The sequence below is a fragment of the Spongiibacter sp. C9W genome (assembly GCF_057370015.1).
In genome coordinates this window covers 1,919,160-1,938,447 of sequence record NZ_CM170672.1, presented here as the reverse complement: position 1 = coordinate 1,938,447, position 19,288 = coordinate 1,919,160, and the positions used below count along the sequence as shown (strand labels likewise).

Genomic DNA, 19,288 nt, shown 5'->3' with positions numbered 1-19,288 from the left:
CATTTAAGGAACGGTTATGAAAACAATCGAAGGTACATTTACAGGTGTGGCGGGCTCTTTCGCCATTGTAGTGGGTCGCTGGAACAGCTTTGTTGTGGAAAGCCTTCTGGAAGGCGCTTGCGATGCACTGCGTCGTCACGGTGTTAGCGAAGACGATATCACTATCATTCGTGCGCCGGGTGCGTTTGAAATTCCCCTGGTTTGCCAAAAAGTGGCCGCCACTGAAAAGTACGATGCCATCATCGCACTCGGTGCAGTCATTCGCGGCGGCACCCCGCATTTTGAATACGTGGCAGGTGAGTGCACTAAGGGCTTGGCGCAGGTGTCAATGCAGTACAATGTGCCCGTATCCTTTGGTGTTTTGACCGTCGATACCATCGAGCAAGCCATTGAGCGCGCGGGCACTAAAGCCGGCAATAAAGGTGAAGAGGCTGCGATGTCGGCCATCGAAATGGTCAACCTGCTCAAGCAGATTTAAACGCGGTTAACGAGCGGTAATACGGTGCGGCAACTCGTTCGCACCGGTTCTTTATAGTTGGAGTAACATTGTGGCCAATCGCCCCGAGCAACACGCCAAAAATCAGCTGGCGGCCTCCCGTCGCAAAGCGCGACACTACGCTTTGCAGGCACTTTATCAGTGGCAAATGGCCTCTCAGCCTCTAAACGTTATTGAGGCGCAGTTCCAGACAGACTACGACATGAAGAATGTCGACAAGGCCTTCTTCCACGAGCTGCTGCACAACATTCCGGCAAAACTGAGCGAGCTACAGGCGGCCTTTGAGCCCCACCTCGATCGCCAGCTCGATGACCTGGATCCCATCGAACTCTGCCTGTTGTACATGGGGTGCTACGAGTTGCTGTGCCGTATCGACGTGCCCTACAAGGTGGCGATCAACGAAACGGTAAACCTCGCTAAGCGCTTCGGTGCGACGGATGGCTATCGCTACATTAATGGTGTGTTAGATCAAGTCGCGGCGAGCGCACGTGAGCTGGAAGTTGGCGCTGAGAAAAAACGGCGCGACGGCTAAGTTAGATGACAACGCCGAATCGCCCCGGTGAATTCGCGCTGATCGAGCGCTTTTTTAAGCCCCTGTCACGGACGACACCGTTTGTTCGTCATGGCATTGGCGATGACTGTGCGGTGCTCTCGTCGGCAGTAGATGACGAACTGGTGTTGTCGGTGGACACCTTGGTTGAGGGAGTGCATTTTCCTTGTCACTACGCGCCGGCGAAGCTGGCGGTGCGCTCCCTGGCTGTGTGCATCAGTGATTTAGCGGCGGCAGGTGCCCGCCCTGAGGCTTTTACGCTTGCACTGACTGCGCCGGAGCTTAACGAGAGTTGGCTGCAAGAGTTTAGCCGCGTTTTGGCCGCCGAGGCCGAGCGCTATGGCGTTTCCTTGGTGGGTGGTGATACCACTCGCGGCCCGCTCTGCCTTAGCCTGCAAGTCATGGGCAGCGTGCCCAGAGGACAGGCACTGTTGCGTAATGGCGCGCAACCCGGAGACCTTGTTTATGTTTCCGGTGAGCTGGGCGGTGCGAGAGCCGCCTTAGATTATCTTGAGACTCTCTCGCCAACAGATGCTCAGCAAGGCTACCTTCAGCGCTACCATTCCCCATTGCCACGTTTGGCCTTAGGCCAGGCACTGCGCGGCGTAGCCAATGCGGCAGTCGATATCTCCGATGGCTTAGTGGCCGATCTTGGTCACATTCTGCGAGCAAGCGGCGTGGGCGCCACCATTTATACCGAGAGGCTGCCCGTGGCGATGGGGTTGCGCGATGTTGCGAAAGGCGTCGACTATGCCCTGTCCGGTGGTGATGATTACGAACTTTGCTTTACTGTTCCTGGGGAATATCAGGCCCACCTTCGCGCACTGGAAAAAACCTTAGCATTGCCATTGCACTGCATCGGGGAAGTTATCGATGGCGCCGGGCTCAAGTGCCTGGATGCCGAGGGCGTTGTCTATGAGACCGCTGCGGGATACCAACATTTTTGAGGCGTTATGAAAAAGATACCGATTAGCTATTTGCGCCATCCAACACACTTACTGTCGTTGGGGTTCGGCAGCGGCTTGTCGCCCAAGGCCCCGGGTACGTTTGGCTCGCTAGCTGCGTTGCCGCTTTGGTATTTGCTGCAGTACCTGCCGCCCAGTAGCTACATTTTAGTGGTGGTCGCGGCCTTTGTGTTAGGCATCTACCTCTGCGGTGAAACGGCGCGGGCCCTGGGCGTGCACGACCACGGTGGCATCGTCTGGGACGAGTTTGTCGGCCTGTGGATCGCGCTGTTTTTGCTGCCTCAGGGTTGGTATTGGGTTGTGGCCGGCTTCGCATTATTTCGCCTGTTTGATATTTGGAAACCGTGGCCGATTCGTGTGCTTGACGCAAAAGTACACGGTGGTTTGGGTATTATGGTCGACGATGTATTGGCAGGCTTTTATGCCTTTGTGGTGTTGCAGTTGGCGTTTCTTTTGCTGTGATCAGCGTATATGTAAGTTTTAAGGGTAGCTAGGTATGGTTTCCATCGGTACGCCGTTTAGTAGCAGTGCTTGCAAGGTTCTGTTGTGTGGCTCAGGCGAGTTGGGTAAAGAGGTCGCCATTGAGCTGCAGCGCCTGGGGGTTGAGGTTATCGCCTGTGACCGCTACGAAAATGCGCCGGCCATGCAAGTGGCTGATCGAAGTTACTGTTTTTCCATGCTTGATGGCGACGAGCTGCGCAGGGTTATCGAACTAGAGAAGCCCGACTACGTCGTGCCAGAAATCGAAGCGATAGCGACCGATGTGCTGGTAGAGCTTGAACGCGAGGGCGTTAATGTGGTGCCCAGTGCACGAGCAGCGCAACTCACCATGAATCGCGAAGGGATACGGCGCCTGGCGGCGGAAACCCTGGATATTGCAACCTCCCCGTATCGTTTTGCTGATAACTATGATGACTTTTGTGTCGCGGTTGAGGCGATTGGTTTTCCCTGCGTGATTAAGCCCATTATGAGCTCATCCGGCAAAGGGCAGAGCCTGCTGCGCAGTGCATCAGAGCTTTCTAAGGCCTGGGACTATGCCCAGCAGGGTGGCCGCGCAGGGGCGGGGCGGGTGATCGTTGAAGGCTTTGTCGACTTCGATTACGAAATTACCCTGCTCACTGTCAGGCACCGCGATGGCTGCAGCTTCTGTGCGCCTATTGGTCATCGCCAGGAGGCTGGTGATTATCGAGAGTCCTGGCAGCCCCAGGCGATGTCTGAGGCGGCGTTGGCGGCGTCGAAGTCTATTGCAGAATCCGTCACCGCGGCGCTCGGTGGTTGGGGACTGTTTGGTGTAGAGCTGTTTATAAAAGGCGATCAGGTGTGGTTCAGTGAAGTGTCCCCGCGCCCCCATGACACGGGGCTTGTCACACTGATTTCGCAGGATCTGTCAGAGTTTGCTCTGCACGCTCGCGCGATTCTCGGCTTGCCTATCCCCAACATTGCTAACCATGGGCCGTCGGCCTCTGCGGTGATTTTGGTCGATGGCGTTTCCAACGCGACGCGGTTCGACAACCTCCATAAAGCCTTGGCAGAAAGTGATACCCAGCTGAGGCTCTTCGGCAAACCAGAGGTGAATGGCCAGCGAAGAATGGGGGTTGCCCTGGCACGCGGCGTGGATGTAAACGACGCCAAGGCGAAAGCCATTGCTGCGAGTGAGGCAGTGAAAATAAATTTGTAATACTCGCCATCTAGGCTTGCCAGCAGAAATTGGCTGTGTATATATTATGGCAATGCGCTAATTTGCACGGATGTGCAGTTGATTGCGCGGTGTAAAGCGGTCTGCTAGTATCGCGGATCGTTTTTTTGGGTGGTTATAAAACAACCACCTTATTTGAAACGGAAGATTCGTGCCGATCCCCCAGCTTGGGGCGCTGACGAGGATGTCGGTGGGTGCGAAGGTGCACAGGGATAGTGTGCAATACGTGAGAATCCAGTCGTGATTTTCGCTGTCTATACCTCCCTGTGTCACCAACCTATGGAATGGTTAAGTTGGTGGTATGCCCCAGATAACAACAAATCGATTATTTCCCCGGCCTGTCGCCGCTATCCGTACGGGGATGATACTCCTCAGCAGCGTGGCAGCCATGGTGATTGCTGGTTGCTCGACGACCTCCGATTCATCGGCGAAGATGCCGGCGAAAAGTCAGAGAGGCGTGCTCTATTCAGAAGTCATGCTGCGCTCAATGGCCCCGCCGTCGCGTGATCAGGAGACGGTTCTCAATTCCTATGCCTTTGCGCCCATGGCACCCAACGGCGAGATAAGCGTTGGTGTTCAACTGTATTCCGAAGATGCTGATAAGCCCGATGCGCTCAGCCTGGGTCAGGTGTTAGCCAGCGTGTGGAGTGAGCACCCAAATGTTGTGCGGGCGCTGGCCGAGGTTGAGGCTACGGGCTTTGAAATTTCGGGGGCGCGCAGCGGCTTTTACCCCTATATGTCGGTCACGGCTCGCCAGGCGAGTAACGATGCCTCTGCCACAACGGTCAATATTATTCAGCCGTTGTGGATGGGCGGGCGCACCTCCGCAGAGCTAAAAGAGGCCGAAGCGGGACAATATCGCGCTTTGGCCGAGCTGAATCAAACGCGCCTGGACTTGGCGTTAGACACCAGCGAGGCCTATCTGAATGTTGTGCTGGCGAAAGAGCAGGGGCAGCTGTGGGCGCGTTATATCAATAATCTTCAGGCCTTGCTCGATACGATTAGTCGTCGTGCATCGTTAGGGGTGTCTCCGGAGGCTGATATTCAAACCGCCCAGACTCGGCTGAGTCAGGCGCGGGCTGGCTTACAGGCCAGTAAATCGGTATTGCTGCGCAGTCGCCTTCACTTGGAGTCTTTGTTGCATCGTTCTGTGCGAGAGGTGCGCTGGCCCGCTGAGCGTTATCGTTTGTCCCATGAAGAGATGTTCAAAATACTTGATGCTCGAGCAATCAAGTACCACCCCGCGCCACAACTCGCAGGCGCCGAAATTGCGCTGCAAAAAGCACGGGTAAAGGTGGCTAAGTCGGCGGTTTATCCGCAGTTGAGCTTGCAGTACAGCACGCAGCTCGATCAATCTGCTGGGGATTTCACGCCGGACTCGTCAACGCAATTGGTGCTGCAGTTTTCTAGCGACAGCGGCCTCAAAGGGTATAACAGTTACCGGGCAATTCTTCAGCGTTTGCACGGCGCAGAACAAGACTTGGTCTATTCCAAACGCGATGTCACTGACATTGTCAGCAGCGCGTATTCCGAACGCAATGCCTCGCAAGAGCAGTTTTACGCGCAAGTGGAAGCGGCGCGCGCGGCAGTGAACTTGGTCGATAGCTTTTTAAGGCAGTTTAAAGTGGGCAGAAAGGCGTGGTTAGAAGTATTGAACGCTCACCGTGAGGCGCACGAAGCCTTGCTGCAAATTTCCGCAATTAAAAAGAGCTATTGGTCGGCGAATACGCGTTTGGCCCTTCACGGAATGATGTGGTCTCGATTAGATGCCGGAGCACCGGCTATTGAATTAGCGCTCCAGGAGCAGTAGGTCAAAGTATGTCTAGTAATCTCGCCGAATCCACCGCTGAAGTTGAAGTGCAAGCAAGACCTACACCCGCTGAGTTGGCAAGCGATGAGCAGGATATTTCAATGCCCTTAGCCGCTAAAGCGCTAATGGACATGGCAAGGCGCAGAGGTTTGCACGCCTCCAAGCACGAAGCCGAGCAGGCCTGGGGGCAGGTCACGGCAAATACCAGCCGCGACCGCTTGATTGCCGCATGGAAGTCGCTATTCAAGGGACATGCCGTCGCCAGCAGCACGGCTGGTTTATTGTCGCCCGGCCAGTTACCGGCGTGGCTGGTTACGGCGAATAGCATAGGTGTTGTGCTCAAGCTGGCGAGTAGTGAGTCGCCGATGGTAGTTAAATGGTTGGGCGCAGAACCCGTCAGTTTGCCGGCTAACCCAGAGGTATTGGTTCCCGTAGCGCCCCTTGCTGCAGAGGAGGACGAAAGCTTTATCGAAAGCGAGCCTCGCGGTAAGGCGACTGAAGCGATTCATGTTGCGATAAAGGCGCATGCGCCGCTGCTCGGTAAGGTCGCGTTGGTATCGGTGTTTATCAATCTTATTGCCGTCATGTCATCGCTGTTTGCAATGCAGGTATACGACCGAGTTGTTCCTAATTTTGCCTATGCCACGCTGTGGTTTTTGGCAATTGGTATGGGCGTGGCCTATGTGTTTGACGTTATTTTTAAGCTGGTGCGCCTAAAAATTATGGACGCGACCGGCAAGCGCCTGGACGAGGCACTGTCGCTCTACATATTTGAGCGCTTGCTGGGCCTAAAGTTAGATCGACGCCCGAGTCGTCAGGGCTCACTTGTCGCACAGGTCAGGGACTATGAATCGGTGAAGCAGTTCTTTACCTCGTCCACGGTGTTCTCATTGGTTGACCTGCCTTTCGTTGGTTTGTTTGTCGCGGCGATTTATATGATAGCTGGCCCGGTTGCTCTGGTGCCGCTGGTATTTGTGCTGTTAAGCACGCTAATTGGTTTGGTGGCTTACAAGCCACTGGCGCGCATTCAACAAGAAAATAACGACGCCGTTGTGCGCCGCCAGGGAATGCTCTATGAGGCGGTATCCAGCGGTGAAGTAATAAAATCCCAGGGTGGAGAGGCAAAATTTAGTGACGCCTGGATTAACGCGACACGGGAAACGTGCGACCGCGGTGAAGAGCTGAATTACGTGTCGTCCGTGGTACAGATTGTCACGGCGTTCTTTCAGCAGCTCTCTTACGTGGCCATTATTATTACCGGTGTCTATGTCATTGAGACTGGCGAACTCACTATGGGCGGTTTAATTGCCTGCTCAATTTTGGGCGGGCGGGCGCTGGCAAGTATCTCTGGTATATCCGCCCTGCTGGTGCGCTGGCACCATGCCAAGTATTCCCTGCAAGTGCTGGATCAAGTGCTGTCCTGCCCGAGTGACCTGGATGCCAAGCGCGAAGCGAATACCCATGCCCTGCCACTGGACCTCGAACTGGTTGATGTGAAGTATGCCTACACGGGGTCGCAGCTACCGCAGTTCAGTGCTGAAGCGCTGCGCATTGATGCAGGCAGTAAAGTGGCCGTGTTGGGTCGCAATGGCTGCGGAAAATCGACGTTGTTGAAATTGCTCGCAGGTATTGCCACGCCAAATCAAGGTGAGATCCGTATCGCCGGTCTCGACTACGAGCATTGTCGGCAGAGTTGGTTGCGTGAAGTCATTGGATACCTTCCCCAAGAGCCGAAATTGATTTCCGGGACCTTGCTCGACAACCTGACCCTCGGGATGAGTATGCCCAGCGAAGACGAGATCGTCGCCGCACTTGAAAAAACAGGGCTGCTCGATGCTGTGCAGCGCCACCCGTTGGGCCTGCAGCTTCCAATCACTGAAGGCGGGGCAGGTATGTCGGGCGGACAGCGACAGGCTGTTGGGCTAACGCGGCTAGTACTTCAAAATCCCAAAGTTTGGTTGCTTGATGAGCCCGCGGCCAGCTTGGACTCAGTACTAGAACAAAAAGTTATCGATATTATCCAGGGGTTGCCCGGTGACACCACGGTTATCTTTACAACTCACAAGCAATCCTGGGTGAGTTTGGCGGATCGCGGATTCATTATTCATAACGGCGAAATCGTCAAAGAACTGCTTGCGGATGCATCGGCGCCCGCTGTGCAAAACCAAGCTCAAAAAGCTGGCAGCCAAAACGGCCCGGGTGTTGTAAATGTAGGGGGTGGACAATGATTTCCGCAGAGGACTTATTCTCACGGTCTCGTCCCATCAATATTGGCGCGGCTGGCCGAATGCTATGGGTAATGGGGCTGACCGTTGTGGCCAGTGTCGCGTGGGCGAACTGGGCAGTACTGGATGAGCAGGTAAGGGCCAGTGGCGAGGTGATCGTTTCCAGTCGTTCGCAAATCGTCCAGGTGGTGGACGGTGGTGTTCTGCAAAGTTTGAATGTGAAAGAGGGTGAACTGGTCAATGCCGGTGACGTTCTGGCAGAGCTGGACCGCACGCGTTTTGCCGCCAATGCCGCTGAGACCCGCTCCAAAGTGCTGGATCTAACGGCAAACGTGGAACGCTTACGCGCTGAGCTCAACGGTACGCCGCTGAAATTCAGTGATGCCGTAGCAAGGGAAAGCGACCTCGCCGACCGACAAAAGAACCTGCATACACGGCGCCTCCGTCAGCAGCGCGAAGAGCGAAACAGCGTTAAAAAATCACTGCGACTTGCACAGGAAGAGCTAAGCGCTTTGCAACAGTTGGCGCGCACTGGTGATGCCTCCCAGTCAGAAGTGTTATCGGCGCGGCGCCAAGTGGTTGAGCTCACTGCTGAGCTAACGAATAGGCAAAATGAATATCGCCGCGACGCACAAAAAGAACTGGCGAGCACGCAGGCGGAATTAGAGCAAACATTACAGATCTACAAACAACGCCAAGAGGCGTTGGCGGCTACCATTATTCGTGCGCCGATGTCGGGCAGTATTAAAAATATTCGCATTACCACTATGGGGGCAGTGCTTAAAGCGGGCGATGAGCTATTGCAGATTGTGCCCTCAGATGAGCCCTTGCTAATAGAAGCGCGAATTTATTCTAAGGACGTGGCCTTTGTCAGACCGGGACTCAGAGCGAATGTGAAGTTAGATGCTTACGATTCAAGCATTTATGGCTCGCTGGAAGGTGAAGTAGTGTATGTGAGCCCTGACACCATTGATGAAGATCTGCGTCAAAATGAAGACCCTTACTACCGGGCGCAAGTAAAGATCACCCAGTTACCTGAAAGAAAGGGAATAGAACCAATAGAGGTGATACCAGGTATGACAGCAACGGCGGAGATTATTACCGGTCATAGAACCGTTGCGCAGTATATTCTTAAGCCCTTGCGCCGAGGCAGTGCAGAAGCGTTAACCGAGCGCTAAAAAAGTTTTATTATCTTGTAGCGTTTTTATGGCATTGTACTATGCTATAAAAACTCGAAAAATAAAGTGTGGTGTCGCTTTAAATATTAAATAAGATTGTTAATAGTGCATCATTAAAGTGCGCTGTAACAAACTGGAAAGCGAAAAGATTTAATTAAAGATAAAATCTTTCGAGCAGCTTTATAGGGTATTGACGTGTTGACAGCGCTGACGTACCTTTCAAACTCGAAAAAGTTTATGTCAAGTCGGTACTCGTACATGCCGACGTTACGCAAGCCTGTTTCAAGGATTGAGTACAGCGCGTAACACGGCAGGCAGGAAGCCTGCTATTGACCAGAATGCTGATTGCAAAATCAGTTGCTGTAGAGATTCCGGCGGATGTCGGATAGTACTCGTACCCAGGGAGATACAAATGAAAAAGCAAGGAACGCGTGAGCAAATTACAGTGGATGTGGATACGACTGCTGTCGACACATTGTCTGCCGAATTGGCAGCTGCTGTAGCCCCCCAAGCCGATCTAGAAACTGCACCTGTAGAAGGCCTCTTCGACGATGAGAAGAAGCTGGAAGAGGAAGTGGCGCTTAGCGAAGGCGCAATTCAAACTGAAGCCGTAGAAGTTGCTGCTGCCGACAATGGCGTTGCGGCAATGGTTCTGGCTGACACCAACGCACAGTCATCTGGCGGCGCATCAACCGGTGGTTCGTCCGGCGGCTCAGTGCCTACTGGCGTGTGGATCGGTGCCGGTGTCCTCGGTGCGGCGGCCATTGTTGCCGCCTCAGACGACGATGACGACGACAACGGCGGTAGCAAATCGCCCAGCACACCCGCAAACCGTGCGCCAGAGGCAGCTGCCAGTCAGGCGGTGAGTGTTGACGAAGGTGACTCAACCGTTATCTCCATCAATGCAACCGATGCGGATGGCGATTCACTGACTTACTCGCCCACTAACCCCGCAAACGGCTCTTTAACCGTAAACGGCAGCAACCAGTTCACCTACACCCCCGATGCTGGCTTCAGCGGCACCGACAGCTTCGATGTAGTGATTTCAGACGGTAAAACCAGCATTACCCAAACGGTAAATATCACCGTTGACCCAGCGGGTAATGGCGGCACGCCAGGCGCTTATCAGCTGACCAGCGGCACTGATGTTGCTACCGCTGACGTTTTCGATGCGCCTATGGTATTTGTTCCAGACGGCTCTGACCGCATCTTGTCTCTGCAAGATGAAGACGTACTCACAGGTACTGCCGGTAAAACCGACAATACCTTGAATGTCACCATGGGTAATGCCAACGCTGATGAAGGGACAACAGGTGTTGTTACCCCTAAGCTGATCAATATTCAGAATATCAACATTGATTGGACTGGTAATACCAATACCTTGGACCTGCGTAATGCGGACTCCACGCAAAAAATCAATATTGAGAGGGTTACTCAGGACGCAATTACGACGCTACTCCCTCGTGTTCTAGTTGACAATATTGGTACACCTGCGGGCGACCTGCGCGTTTCCAATTCAGCGTCTGACAACGTTAATGTTCTGTTCCAATACAAGCAAGGTGTACTGACCGACGGTAATGCGCCTGCACGGGAACTGGACATTGAGCTGGATGATGTTCTGGCAAATGCTGTTATGCAAAACGCTCGCGGCGCGGGTGCTCTTGTTGAAGGCTTTGAGACAGTAAACCTCAATGCCATCAATGGCGTTGATATCAATAACTTCACCGTGAATGAAATGGAGTCATTGATTGTAACGGGTAGCGGCAATCTGGATATCGTAAGCCTTGCGGCAGTTCAGCCAGTTACGTCCACTGAGTACATGATTTTGGGGGCTCCCGGTATCAACAACCCTGCTGCGGTAGGCTTGCTGAACCTTGACGGTACCGCTTTTGCCGGTGATATGAACATCGACATCAGCAGCTCACTGGGTGGTTTTAATGACCCGTCTAACTCTGGTGCGATCGTACATGGTGTGGTTAAAGGTGGTGCAGGAGATGATACTTTCTACACTAGCGCTGCAGTAGCGGCAACAACGCCTTCAAACCGTGATGTGATTGATGGCGGTGCAGGCAACAACACGCTGTGGACTACCAATAATATTGCTGGTAACGCTTCAATTAGCAATATTCAAAACCTTGAACTGCGTCAGCAGGCTGGTGCTCAAATGGTGGACTTCGATGCATTCGATGCCAGCTTGAGCAGTGTGTTGATGCGTGATGAGCAGGGCTTCGGTGGTGGGGTGTTCAACCTCATGGATCTGAACGCAAACCTGGCGGAGAACGCCTTAACTCTGCGTCATGGTGCAAGCTTTACCGGTGCGCCAACTGTTAATGCTTTGCTAAAAGATGCAACGGGCACTAACACCATTGCAATCACGGTTGAAAATGACTTGAATACACAGCCTGTGTTCAACTACACACTGAACTTTGACGGCGATAACCTTGATAATGACAGTGATCTGCAGGACGGTCGTGTTGAGAATGTAACCATTCACGACAACGATACTGAGAGCAACACGGTAACGCTGACTAAGGCGCAAGAGCACACTGGTACAATCACCTTAGATGGTGGTGTTGCGGGTCAGACATACACCGTAGCCAACCCCCTTGTTGCCAAGGTTATTGAGGCGTCTGCTCAGAAGAGCGACCTTCGCCTGACCGTGGGTGATAATGTCGCGCCTATCACTACTGTGGACCAGGATATTCGTCTGGGCTCTGGCGACGATATTCTGACCTTTATGAATATCGACGACTTCGCCGGTGGCGACAAAATCAGTGACGCTGGTGGTAATGACACAGTTCGCGCTGCGTTCAGTCAAGACAGTAACCTGACTCTGACTGATATCGAGAACCTGCACATCATTGCTAACCAAAACGTAACACTTGGCATGGCCAACGCTGACGTTGATAACTTGGTTATCTTGGCGGATATCGCGGCCGATGGTGACCCAGATGCCTCTCCGTTGACGGCTGAGCCATTCAATATCCCCGGTGTACAAACTACCGATGTTATTACTCTCACTGACACCAAGCTGACAGAGCTGAACTTCTCTGCTGATTTGGACACCTTTGATGGCAATAACAACCCGAATGACTTGTTTGACAGTAACGAGGTGTTCAACGCGACCTTCAACGGTGTAACGCTGCAAAACAACAGCGCCAATGCCCTGACGGTAAACATCAACTCCGCTTTGGACTTCGTTGATGCAGGTGCTCAGAGCTACACCCTTGGTCAATTGACTGCTCACGGTGTCACCGGCATGGATATCAAGGTTGCCGATGAAGACGTTGAGCGCGCTATCAGCCCGTTCAATACTCCAATCACGACCATCAACAATATCTACGCGAAGGATATGGCCTCTTTGAGCGTGAGTGCTCAGGGTGACGTCAACCTGGGCGTGGTATCGGGCGCACCGCTTAACAACTCACTGAACAGCTTTGATTCAACCGCTGTGGGTGGGGATGTTACTGCGCGTGTTATTTCCTTGGGCAACAATGCCACGGTTTCACTGGGCAACGGTGACAACAACTTTGATGCACTTGGCTCGGCCGGTAACAGCATCAAAATTGTGGCTGGTAATGGCGACAATATGATCCAGGGTTCTGCGCAGTCGGACCGCATCACAACTGGCAGTGGTTGGGACATGGTGGCGGGTGACCGTGGCAACAACGTCATTAACACCGGTGCTGGTAACGATACTATCCAAGCTAAAGACGGTAACGATACCTATGACGTAGGTACTGGTATTGATAGCGTGGTTGATAACAACGGCACGGGCATCAATGCGACCCTGGCTACAACTACTGTTGCATTGGGTGGCGGTGTAACCAGCGTCAAGCTTCACACTGGTGGTGGCGGTGTAACCACTGACCAAATGCTGGCAGTCGGCGACGGCTCAAACCTGAGCGTACGCTGGACTGGTGACAACTTGCAGACCGCCTCTGCGGTACTCGACGGTAAGCTGGCCGAAGTTGATGCCAATACCACTACTGCAAACGCGGATCTGTCTATCTACCAGACGCCTGGTAACTATACCTTTAGCGGTGGCGAAGGCAATGATGTTGCCATGTGGAACGACACAGGTCTCGCGGGCGCTCGAAGCATTACCTTTAACGGTGGTAACGGTAATGATGCAGCCGTGGGAACCAACGACAATGATATTTATATCGGCGGTGCTGGTGCGGATAAATACGTTATGCAGGATACGTCAATTGCTGACGGTCGTATTGACACCATCGTCATTGCTGACGGTGAATCTACGGCTTCGGCCTGGGATGTGGTTGTTGGTTTTGATGCGGTAGCAGGTGCATCTGCTCTTGGCACCGTTGCTGGTAGCGGGGCTGTTGGTAGCGATGTGCTGGACTTGGCTTCAACGTTGATTTCTGCTCCAGTAGCAGCTGTGAACGGTACCAATGCCGGTGCGGCGAAGTCTCACAGCATTGCCGCGAATGGCTTGGTAACCTTCGATAACGTCGATGGTTATGTTGCCGATCAAGGTGTGGGTACCGGTGCAGGTCAGATCAGCTTGACTGACGCCCTGTCTTACCTGGCAGCTAACTTGAATGGCACCAACGAAACCGTGGCCTTCCAGTACGATGCCGATGGCGATGGCCTCATCACTGCTGTTGATAGCACCTTCGTATTCCAGGATGGTGCGACCGACACAGTTGTTGAACTGGTAGGTGCATTTACTGGTATCGAGGCAGTTGGTACAGGTACTGCAGGCGTAATCGAAATCGGCTAACCCCGACGACGCTCCCTTTCAGCGCTGCTTGTCGGCGCTGACGCGAGAACCCGGCTTCGGCCGGGTTTTTTTATGGGAGCTATAAAGGCTAAAGGTTGCCGGACTTTTAATATATGGCTCCGCTATAAAAATATTAACTTGCTGTTATCTCTGGCTTTTAAGGCCCTGGTCTTTGGGCATGAAGATTGCTGTTTAATCGGTTGCCAAGCAATGGTTGTTGGAAATATCTAGAGAAATCCGTGGAGTTAAAAAATGATAATTCCTTATGGGCAGGATAATAGCCGTCATTTTTCAGAGCTGTTTACGCAGTCAACGAATAGGGAGGAGCTCTCTGATAGTTATGCGTCGCTATTGAAGAATTTGAATGAAAAGCGCACCGCAGAATTAGCAGCAATACAATCCTCCGTAAAATCGTCCGGGAATGCTTTGGAGATGAGTAAAGACGCGTGGCAACGAGAAGATGCTGTAAATGTTGATTTTCACCGTGCCGCTGTAGAGCTGCGCCTTGAGTATGGGCGTTCACGAATAGCGCTGGATGCGAAGGATGAAGAGGATGGCAGGATGGTGGTGCGAACGCCGGAGCAACTCGGTCGCGCCGTGTCTCAGTATGCTGATGAGTTGCGCAATGATTTGTGGCAGCGGAGCTTGGCCAGGGAAAGCGAAATGGCAAGGCAAATTTCGTCTGGGACGGTTACCAGTTTAGAGCGCATAGAATTGCGGGAGAAGGTCGCCGCTCGCGAATTACAAGACCGCATGAGGGTTGATCAGCAGGTTAGAGACTATAGAAATCGCCTGTACAACGAAATGCTGGCGTCGCAGAGGTAAAGAGATGTCGGTATAGATTTGCGATGACGAATCTTACTTAATCGTAGCATTGAGGCAATGCCTTAAAGCTGGTAAATTTGTTGCGTCAAAGTATTAGTGCTTTGCTATAAATTAATAAGCAGCAGTTTACTTGGAAGCGCGTTTAAACGTGCTGGAAAGTGTCTCAATGGTTTTTTTAAATACTACTAATGAGGTGCTTGGAAGGTAACAACGGATTGTAAACAGTAAAAAAGGAATTTTAATCATGACGCAAGCTCAAACCATTACCATTGATGGAAAAGAATACGACTTGGAATCACTGAGTAGTGAAGCCAAAAATCAGCTTATGAATGTGCGAGTGGCCGATCAAAAGATCGCGACAACTCAACAGGATTTGGCAGTACTGCAAACAGCCCGCAATGCCTATGCTCGCGCATTGTCAGAAGCCCTGCCAAAAGTGAATCAATAATCGCTTGTGTAAGCTGAGTAAAAAAGCCGCTGTAGCGGCTTTTTTTATGGCTCGTTGTTCGTGGGGCGCCAAGCCGCCTGCCTCTTGCCATTGCCTTGCCCCCACCCTACACTGACAAACTCTTGTCGGGGCGCCCGTCACGGCCAAATCGGCCAGGGCTGAGATCGCGTAGCGAGTCCCGTTGCACCTGATCTGGATAATGCCAGCGTAGGGAACAAGGTCGCCTCAGTCATATTCCGTCTCTACTGACGATCTGCTCCCTGTGTTTACAACACTGAGCGCCTACGTGCGCGGGGGGAATAATGAGTTCATCTGAATATCCGTTGCTGCGTGAAACTGCACAAGTCGATGCCGCTGCCGTAGAGCCTCTGCCGGGTTCGTCAAAGATTTATGTTGAAGGGAGTCGTTCTGACCTCCAGGTCCCGATGCGGGAAATCAAGTTGACGGCGACGCCTGTGCAAGACCCTGACGGCTCCACCCGCTTGGAGCCCAATGCGCCGGTGCGGGTTTACGATACTTCTGGTCCGTACACTGATCCCGCGGCGAGCATTGATATTCGCAAGGGCTTAGCGCCAATTCGCGAGCAGTGGATATTGGATCGCGATGACACCGAGCTACTGAGCAGTGACAGCTCTGAATATACCCGTCAACGCGCCGCTGATTTGAGCCTTGAGCAGCTGCGGTTTGACCTAAAGCGCCGCCCGCGCCGCGCGAAAGCGGGTCAGAACGTTAGCCAAATGCATTACGCTAAGCGCGGCATCATCACACCAGAGATGGAGTACATCGCCATACGAGAAAACATGGCGCTGGCGCAGGCGCGTGAGTCGGGGGAGTTGGCGGTGCAGCACCCGGGGCAATCCTTTGGGGCGAGCATTCCCAAAGAAATTACCCCCGAGTTTGTTCGCGACGAGGTCGCTCGCGGCCGCGCTATTATACCGGCCAATATTAACCACCCTGAACTGGAGCCGATGATTATCGGCCGTAACTTCCTGGTAAAGGTGAATGGCAATATCGGTAATTCCGCACTGGGTTCGTCCATTGAGGAAGAGGTTGCCAAACTCACCTGGGGCATTCGCTGGGGTGCCGACACCATGATGGATTTGTCGACGGGCAAAAATATTCATGAAACCCGCGAGTGGATTGTGCGCAATTCGCCTGTGCCGGTGGGTACTGTGCCGATTTACCAGGCGCTGGAAAAAGTCGACGGCATCGCCGAGGACCTCACCTGGGAGATCTTCCGCGATACGCTGATAGAGCAGGCCGAGCAGGGCGTGGATTACTTTACGATCCACGCAGGCGTGTTGCTGCGTTACGTGCCGCTAACGGCGAAGCGCGTAACCGGCATTGTGTCGCGCGGAGGCTCGATCATGGCGAAGTGGTGTTTGGCCCATCACAAAGAAAACTTCCTTTACACCCACTTTGACGACATCTGCGAAATCATGAAGGCCTACGATGTGTCGTTTTCGCTGGGTGATGGGCTTCGCCCTGGCTCGGTTGCCGACGCCAATGACGAGGCGCAGTTCGGCGAGCTGCGTACCTTGGGTGAGTTGACCAAGAAGGCGTGGAAGCACGATGTTCAGGTGATGATTGAAGGCCCCGGTCACGTGCCGATGCAGATGATCAAAGAGAATATGGACGAGCAGCTAAAGCACTGTGACGAGGCGCCGTTTTATACACTGGGGCCGCTCACTACTGACATTGCGCCGGGCTACGACCACATTACCTCGGGCATTGGCGCGGCGCAGATCGGCTGGTATGGCTGCGCCATGCTGTGTTACGTCACTCCGAAAGAACACTTGGGCTTGCCCAACAAGGATGATGTAAAAACCGGCATCATTACCTACAAAATTGCGGCGCATGCGGCCGACTTAGCCAAGGGGCATCCCGGCGCGCAATTGCGTGATAACGCCTTGAGTAAAGCGCGCTTTGAATTCCGCTGGGAGGACCAATTCAACCTGGGGCTCGATCCGGACACCGCGAGAGAGTTTCACGACGAAACCCTGCCCAAGGAGTCCGCGAAAGTCGCCCACTTCTGTTCAATGTGTGGGCCAAAGTTCTGTTCGATGAAAATAACCCAGGATGTGCGTGATTACGCTGCAAAACTAGAATCAGGCGATATCGAGCAGGAGATGGCGAAAAAGTCTGCCGAGTTTAAAGAGCAGGGCAGTGAAATCTACCACAAGGTGTAGGCGCGCATGAGCGCAATATCTATTGCCGTTGTTGGTGGCGGTTTGCTCGGGCGCTTGCTCGCCTGGAAGTTGCTGCAGCGTGGGCACCGGCTCTGTATCTTTGAACGCGGTAGTCGCGCTGCCGAGCAGAGCGCGGCGCGTATCGCCGCGTCGATGCTGGCGCCGTACACGGAAGTGGCGAGCGCCGAGCGTCAGGTTTTCGACTGGGGCTTGCGCGCTCTCGCGTGGTGGCCTCAGCACATTGCTGAGCTGAACGAAGCAACCGGCGTGGATATCACATGCCGCGTTGATGGCAGTGTTGTCGTTGCGCACGAACTGGACCAGTCCACACTGGCGCATTTTCTCCAGCAGTTGCAGGCGGTCGTGCCCGATCATTTAGCCGATGTTGAGCAACTTTCTGCGACTCGCCTCGCGGAACTGGAGCCAGAGTTAGCGGGTCGTTATCGCAACGGTTTGTTCCTGCCCCACGAGGGCTACCTCGACAACAGCGCGCTACTTCGTGCTCTCGCTCACGCCATCGCCGAGCTGTCAGGCCAGTGGCACGAGCATGTCGACGTTACGGACATTGAGCCGGGGCGTCTGTATGCGCAGGGCCGCTGGCAAGATTTTGATTGCGTCGTCGACTGCCGCGGGATTGGTGCCAAGGGGCAATTGGCGGGGCTGCGGGGCGTGCGCGGTGAGGTATTGTGGCTGCATGCGCCAGAGGTGAACTTACAGCGCCCAGTGCGCTTGATGCACCCTCGCTACAAGCTCTACGTCGCGCCACGGCCGGATAATCGCTATGTGATTGGTGCCACGGAGATCGAGAGCGAGTCGATGGCGCCGGTGACAGTGCGCAGTCATCTGGAGCTACTGTCGGCGTTGTACAGCTTGCACAGTGGTTTTGCGGAAGCGGAGGTAGAGCATGCCTGGTCGCATTGCCGGCCGGCGATGCCAAACAACTTACCGGTGGTCATGGCTGAGCCGGGCCGTTTGGTAGTGAACGGCCTCTATCGTCACGGCTACCTGCTCAGTCCTCATGTCGTGGAGCAGGCATTGGAAAAATTTGATCAGGGTATGTGTGAACGGGTCCGAGCGTCATGATCGCCGTCAGTGTGAACAATCAGCAGAAGCAGTGCGATAAGCAGAAGTCCCTGGCGGCACTGCTTCAAGAATGGGGCTTTGAAAGTGGCAAGGTTGCGGTTGCCGTAAACGGTGATTTTGTGCCGCGTTCACGCTATGGCGAGCACCGCTTGCGCGATGGCGATCAGCTAGACGTGTTGGCCCCCGTGCAAGGTGGCTAGCGCTCGTTTGCTCGAAAATTGAGGAATAAAGCATGTCTGTAGATCGGCAGGACCCGTGGAGCCTCTACGGTAAGTCGTTTACCAGTCGCCTGTTGATAGGGAGTGCGCTGTACCCGTCACCGCAGGTGATGTGCGAGGCTATTTTGGCCTCGGGCGCTGAAATTATTACCGTCGGTCTGCGCCGCCAGTCGCCTGAACAAGGCGGTGGCGAGGCATTTTGGCAGCAAATTAAAAGCCTTGGGAAAACCCTGTTGCCGAACACCGCCGGCTGTCACACCGTGAAAGAGGCGGTGACGCTCGCGCAAATGAGCCGCGAGCTTTTTGAGACGGACTGGTTGAAGTTGGAAGTTGTTGGCGACGACTACAATTTGCAGCCGGATCCAATCGCCACCATCGAGGCGGCCCAGCAGTTGAGCAAGATGGGCTTTAAGGTCTTCCCGTATTGCACTGACGACCTGGTTGTTTGTCAGCGTCTGCGCGATGCCGGCTGTGAGGTGCTGATGCCCTGGGGCTCTCCAATTGGTACGGGTAGGGGGTTAATGAACCCCTACAATTTACAAACCATTCGTGAGCGTTTGCCGTCATTGCCGTTGATCGTGGATGCGGGCATCGGTAAACCGTCTCATGCCGTACAGGCAATGGAGCTCGGATACGACGGCATATTGCTCAATACCGCGGTCGCCCAGGCCAGTCAGCCGGTCACCATGGCCGAGGCGTTTCGCGATGCACTCTCTGCGGGCCGCAAGGCGTATCGCGCGGGTGCGATGCCAGCTCGGCAAACCGCCTCACCGTCGACACCGACGCTCGGTATGCCGTTTTGGCACCAATAATCATCGCCGTGGCGCGAGGCCGGTACCGATAGCAAAGCACTGCTATTAT

General features: G+C 53.9%; 15 protein-coding genes and 1 riboswitch. All 15 genes read left to right on the top strand.

Translation table 11 applies throughout. From position 1 onward, the window contains the following. The first annotated feature begins 16 nt into the window (after positions 1–16). The 15 genes from ribH (at position 17) to AC2Q8J_RS09185 (ending at position 19,239) form a co-directional block, all read left to right on the top strand. Positions 17–478, top strand: a complete 462-nt coding sequence (gene ribH / locus AC2Q8J_RS09255) for a 6,7-dimethyl-8-ribityllumazine synthase (RefSeq protein WP_027873186.1) — start codon at positions 17–19, stop codon at positions 476–478. A gap of 70 nt (positions 479–548) precedes the next feature. Beyond that, a complete protein-coding gene (gene nusB / locus AC2Q8J_RS09250) occupies positions 549–1,028 on the top strand; it encodes a transcription antitermination factor NusB (RefSeq protein WP_286695132.1) in 480 nt (159 codons plus the stop codon). 5 nt (positions 1,029–1,033) lie between these two features. Then, entirely contained in the window at positions 1,034–1,993 is a 960-nt protein-coding gene (gene thiL, locus AC2Q8J_RS09245; protein WP_486451120.1) for a thiamine-phosphate kinase, read from the top strand. Positions 1,994–1,999: 6 nt separating this feature from the next. Then, a complete protein-coding gene (locus AC2Q8J_RS09240) occupies positions 2,000–2,473 on the top strand; it encodes a phosphatidylglycerophosphatase A family protein (RefSeq protein ID WP_286695130.1) in 474 nt (157 codons plus the stop codon). Positions 2,474–2,507: 34 nt separating this feature from the next. Continuing rightward, complete coding sequence (gene purT, locus AC2Q8J_RS09235) at positions 2,508–3,689, top strand: formate-dependent phosphoribosylglycinamide formyltransferase (protein WP_204994708.1); 1,182 nt, start codon at positions 2,508–2,510, stop codon at positions 3,687–3,689. Between the two features lie 379 nt (positions 3,690–4,068). Further along, complete coding sequence (locus AC2Q8J_RS09230) at positions 4,069–5,517, top strand: TolC family protein (protein WP_286695128.1); 1,449 nt, start codon at positions 4,069–4,071, stop codon at positions 5,515–5,517. A gap of 8 nt (positions 5,518–5,525) precedes the next feature. Further along, entirely contained in the window at positions 5,526–7,745 is a 2,220-nt protein-coding gene (locus AC2Q8J_RS09225) for an ATP-binding cassette domain-containing protein (protein ID WP_486451119.1), read from the top strand. Then, positions 7,742–8,920 carry a beta-barrel domain-containing protein gene (locus AC2Q8J_RS09220; RefSeq protein ID WP_486451118.1) on the top strand — a complete coding sequence of 393 codons (1,179 nt, stop codon included), beginning with the start codon at positions 7,742–7,744 and terminating at the stop codon, positions 8,918–8,920. The genes AC2Q8J_RS09225 and AC2Q8J_RS09220 overlap by 4 nt, the downstream gene beginning before the upstream one ends. Before the next feature lie 412 nt (positions 8,921–9,332). Then, on the top strand, positions 9,333–13,664 hold the full coding sequence (locus AC2Q8J_RS09215) for a beta strand repeat-containing protein (RefSeq protein ID WP_486451117.1): 4,332 nt from the start codon (positions 9,333–9,335) through the stop codon (positions 13,662–13,664). 432 nt (positions 13,665–14,096) lie between these two features. Beyond that, positions 14,097–14,489 carry a hypothetical protein gene (locus AC2Q8J_RS09210; RefSeq protein ID WP_486451116.1) on the top strand — a complete coding sequence of 131 codons (393 nt, stop codon included), beginning with the start codon at positions 14,097–14,099 and terminating at the stop codon, positions 14,487–14,489. Positions 14,490–14,733: 244 nt separating this feature from the next. Continuing rightward, complete coding sequence (locus tag AC2Q8J_RS09205) at positions 14,734–14,937, top strand: DUF6447 family protein (RefSeq protein WP_027873177.1); 204 nt, start codon at positions 14,734–14,736, stop codon at positions 14,935–14,937. Positions 14,938–15,053: 116 nt separating this feature from the next. Continuing rightward, positions 15,054–15,168: riboswitch (TPP riboswitch) on the top strand. A 71-nt stretch (positions 15,169–15,239) separates the two neighbouring features. Then, entirely contained in the window at positions 15,240–17,126 is a 1,887-nt protein-coding gene (gene thiC, locus AC2Q8J_RS09200; protein ID WP_286695122.1) for a phosphomethylpyrimidine synthase ThiC, read from the top strand. Between the two features lie 6 nt (positions 17,127–17,132). Then, entirely contained in the window at positions 17,133–18,209 is a 1,077-nt protein-coding gene (thiO, locus tag AC2Q8J_RS09195) for a glycine oxidase ThiO (RefSeq protein ID WP_486451115.1), read from the top strand. Continuing rightward, positions 18,206–18,409: a sulfur carrier protein ThiS gene (gene thiS, locus AC2Q8J_RS09190; protein WP_286695120.1), complete on the top strand. Its 204-nt coding sequence runs from the start codon at positions 18,206–18,208 to the stop codon at positions 18,407–18,409. Before thiO ends, thiS begins: the two co-directional genes overlap by 4 nt. A 32-nt stretch (positions 18,410–18,441) precedes the next feature. Beyond that, positions 18,442–19,239 carry a thiazole synthase gene (locus tag AC2Q8J_RS09185; protein ID WP_486451114.1) on the top strand — a complete coding sequence of 266 codons (798 nt, stop codon included), beginning with the start codon at positions 18,442–18,444 and terminating at the stop codon, positions 19,237–19,239. Positions 19,240–19,288 lie beyond the last annotated feature (49 nt).

What these genes read in the sequence shown, in the direction of transcription:
- AC2Q8J_RS09185 (WP_486451114.1), top strand. Translation starts at nt 18,442, where the DNA reads ATGTCTGTAGATCGGCAGGACCCGTGGAGCCTCTACGGTAAGTCGTTT.
- thiS (WP_286695120.1), top strand. Translation starts at nt 18,206, where the DNA reads ATGATCGCCGTCAGTGTGAACAATCAGCAGAAGCAGTGCGATAAGCAG.
- AC2Q8J_RS09225 (WP_486451119.1), top strand. Translation starts at nt 5,526, where the DNA reads ATGTCTAGTAATCTCGCCGAATCCACCGCTGAAGTTGAAGTGCAAGCA.
- AC2Q8J_RS09215 (WP_486451117.1), top strand. Translation starts at nt 9,333, where the DNA reads ATGAAAAAGCAAGGAACGCGTGAGCAAATTACAGTGGATGTGGATACG.
- thiO (WP_486451115.1), top strand. Translation starts at nt 17,133, where the DNA reads ATGAGCGCAATATCTATTGCCGTTGTTGGTGGCGGTTTGCTCGGGCGC.
- purT (WP_204994708.1), top strand. Translation starts at nt 2,508, where the DNA reads ATGGTTTCCATCGGTACGCCGTTTAGTAGCAGTGCTTGCAAGGTTCTG.
- AC2Q8J_RS09240 (WP_286695130.1), top strand. Translation starts at nt 2,000, where the DNA reads ATGAAAAAGATACCGATTAGCTATTTGCGCCATCCAACACACTTACTG.
- AC2Q8J_RS09205 (WP_027873177.1), top strand. Translation starts at nt 14,734, where the DNA reads ATGACGCAAGCTCAAACCATTACCATTGATGGAAAAGAATACGACTTG.
- ribH (WP_027873186.1), top strand. Translation starts at nt 17, where the DNA reads ATGAAAACAATCGAAGGTACATTTACAGGTGTGGCGGGCTCTTTCGCC.
- AC2Q8J_RS09210 (WP_486451116.1), top strand. Translation starts at nt 14,097, where the DNA reads ATGAGTAAAGACGCGTGGCAACGAGAAGATGCTGTAAATGTTGATTTT.
- thiL (WP_486451120.1), top strand. Translation starts at nt 1,034, where the DNA reads ATGACAACGCCGAATCGCCCCGGTGAATTCGCGCTGATCGAGCGCTTT.
- AC2Q8J_RS09230 (WP_286695128.1), top strand. Translation starts at nt 4,069, where the DNA reads ATGATACTCCTCAGCAGCGTGGCAGCCATGGTGATTGCTGGTTGCTCG.
- AC2Q8J_RS09220 (WP_486451118.1), top strand. Translation starts at nt 7,742, where the DNA reads ATGATTTCCGCAGAGGACTTATTCTCACGGTCTCGTCCCATCAATATT.
- thiC (WP_286695122.1), top strand. Translation starts at nt 15,240, where the DNA reads ATGAGTTCATCTGAATATCCGTTGCTGCGTGAAACTGCACAAGTCGAT.